At 35.2% G+C, this 2,665-nt stretch carries 3 protein-coding genes; all 3 read left to right on the top strand.

Annotation, left to right across the window (positions count from 1 at the left end):
• Positions 1-303: 303 nt before the first annotated feature.
• The 3 genes from Q1K78_RS17320 to Q1K78_RS17310 all read left to right on the top strand — a co-directional run bounded on the left by Q1K78_RS17320 (position 304) and on the right by Q1K78_RS17310 (position 2,525).
• Complete coding sequence (locus Q1K78_RS17320; protein ID WP_300181703.1) at positions 304-1,008, top strand: hypothetical protein; 705 nt, start codon at positions 304-306, stop codon at positions 1,006-1,008.
• A gap of 131 nt (positions 1,009-1,139) precedes the next feature.
• The gene (locus tag Q1K78_RS17315; protein WP_300181701.1) at positions 1,140-1,679 is read left to right on the top strand and encodes a nucleotidyltransferase domain-containing protein; all 540 of its coding nucleotides are present in this window, start codon (positions 1,140-1,142) and stop codon (positions 1,677-1,679) included.
• 150 nt (positions 1,680-1,829) lie between these two features.
• Positions 1,830-2,525 (top strand): HNH endonuclease, encoded by a 696-nt coding sequence (locus tag Q1K78_RS17310; RefSeq protein WP_300181699.1) that lies wholly within the window; start codon positions 1,830-1,832, stop codon positions 2,523-2,525.
• Positions 2,526-2,665: the final 140 nt, after the last annotated feature.

Here is a 2,665-nt window from a genome sequence, read left to right as displayed (position 1 = left end):
TTTTCCATTCACTTTATCTCGCAATTTAAGAACATTTTGTTCGCTTAATTACTATCGGTAAATTAGAATCAGGGCTTAGAAAATATTGGCAGGGCAGTTCTTTACCAAGTAGCCAAGCCGAAAGTAAGCACGCACAACAATCGCATCAACACGATTTATTACATTCGGCGTTCTGGGTTTGCCTTGGGTTTCGTGATTAAGGTGGTTAATTCAGGTTGGTTTGCATAGTAATAAACGTGTTATGCCAGCGTTATGTGAATCTGGCCTATAAAAATAGTTGAATTAAATATACTAAGGGTAAATATGCAAAACAAAATGGGTGAGTCTCAAGTAATTGATTTCTTCTCTGGATACATAAAAGATGAGTTTCGTGACGAATATGGACAAGAAGCGATGTATTCTATGGGGAATTTTTCGGGTAGCCAAGACCGAAAGTTTGCTGATTTTTTCGTTGGCAATGATTCTAAGAATATATTAATAGAATTCAAAGAGTTTAAGGCCGAAATTGTTGCTGAGAATAAAAAACCACTTCGCAGAAAATTATGTGAAAGGTTGAGTGAAGAATGGGCGTTAATATCACGTGACTGTCATTTTATAGGATGGGGATTAAATAAAAAGTCCTTAGAAGCTGAGTTTAATCCTTATATAGATTTAGTATGTCCACTTTTTGACATCAGCGATCACCTTATACCAGAAAGCTCTAGTGGGCATGAACTATTTGTTCAGAACTTTATCGATGGAGTAATAGGTGTCGATTGTACAAGTTTCACTCTGTATGTAGAGCATTTGAATAAAGTTGCAGGTGGTACGGCTCAAGGGCTTGATGTTCCTTTTAAGTCTGTACTATACAGTCGAAATGATAAAGGAAAGTTGGTTGGAACTCGATTTAATAATTTAAAAGAATTAAATGAATTGAAAGTTATAGCAAGTAGAGAGTTAGGAAAAATAAATAATCAGAAACTCACTAAGAAAGGTGGTTCAAGTAAACCTGGTGGTTTGCGAAGATAAAAGGAATTAGTAAGTTTAAGTTATTCACATAACAAATGCATCAACACGATTTACTACACTCGGCATCTCAGCTTGTCGGGTGTTTTTCGTTTTAAGGCGTCAATTTTAAGTATAATTGCATAGTAGTAAACGTGTTATGCAGGCGTTATGTTTCCGAGTATTCTATTTTCAAAGGAGATCATGTTATTAAATTTATTACGAACTTTTTTAAAACTAAACTTAGTTCAACAGAGTCTGAGGAAATTGATGGGAGGAGTTATGGTGAGAGTGAAGTTTCACTACAACGGCCTCTAAAAAATGATGACAAAGAGTCTGAATTACTATTTGAAGGTTTGATAGAACTTCTGAATAGGGAAGATACATTTAAAAAATTGTATCTTTATGGCTCCAGGGCCAAAGGAACTCATCGACATAATAGTGATTATGATTTTTATGCTGTATACGAAGATAGTGCTGCTAAATATTTGTATATGGAAGGGGATAATATTCATGCTCATTCTGACTATCGAGTAAAGCTTAAAAGAGAGCTTAAGGCGCGGGGGATTATAACTAGATTTGATTTAATGGCAGCGAGAGAAACTTGGTTTGATGAATTAAAAATTGAAGAAGATAGTCATGCTTGGCAGTGTTTGGATTATGGGAGAAAGCTCTACGATCGGGAAGAAACATAACAATCGCATCAACACGATTTGCTACATTCGGCATTCTAGATTTCTTTTTGTTTACCGTATTTAGTGGTAAATTTGAGCTTAATCTGCATGGTAGCAAACGTGTTATGCTGGCGTTATACGCTTGACGGAATCGACGATAGGTAGTAAAAAATGGTCAAAGGTAAAGTTAGAAGAACTAATAATTATTCAGATGGCAGTGATTATTTAGAAATTCACCTAAAAAAGGGGAACTGTGGCAACTTACCTTTCGTTGAAGGTGAAAGAGTTAATATCGACCTAGTTATAAACGACAAAAAGTTCCAAGTTGGACTGCGCATGACTAGCAAGTATGACTATGCATGGATTTGTCCTGATGCTTATGTGCATGGTGAAAAATTTAGACTCTCTAATATTGTTAATAGTGTAGGGCTTTTTGCAAATGATGATGTTCTAGTTGATTATCGTAATAAGCAATTGTACTTATATGGCAGTAACGAGTTAGAAAATACTTTGGATATATTACTGCCAGAGGAGGTTGATACTAATTTTTTTGAAGGAGCTAAAAAAAGTATCGTCGTGAATAAGTATGAACGAAATCAGAAAGCTAAAATAAAATGTATTGAACAATATGGCACAACCTGTGTTATTTGTGGATTTAATTCAGAGGATATTTACGGTGTAGATGCAAAAAATATAATTCATGTACATCATATTACCCCTATATCAGAGCTAGGTTGCGAATATAAAATAGACCCAATTAACGATTTACGCCCTGTATGTCCGAATTGCCATGCTGTAATTCATAGAAATAATAGCTGTGATGATATCGAAAATGTAAAATTGATGCTTAATAAGCAGCGCGTATAACAAATGCATCAACACGATTTACTACACTCGGCAATCTCAGTTTGCCGAGTGTTTCTCGTTTTAAGGCGTCAATATTAAGTATAATTGCATAGTAGCAAACGTGTTATGCAGGCGTTGTGCGTACTGAGTCCGAAATTTTT

It is taken from the genome of uncultured Aliivibrio sp. (genome assembly GCF_946479765.1).
In the GTDB taxonomy this organism is placed as follows: Bacteria; Pseudomonadota; Gammaproteobacteria; order Enterobacterales; family Vibrionaceae; genus Aliivibrio.
Note: the sequence above shows the minus strand (reverse complement) of the source record. Positions and strands in the feature narration are given on the sequence as shown.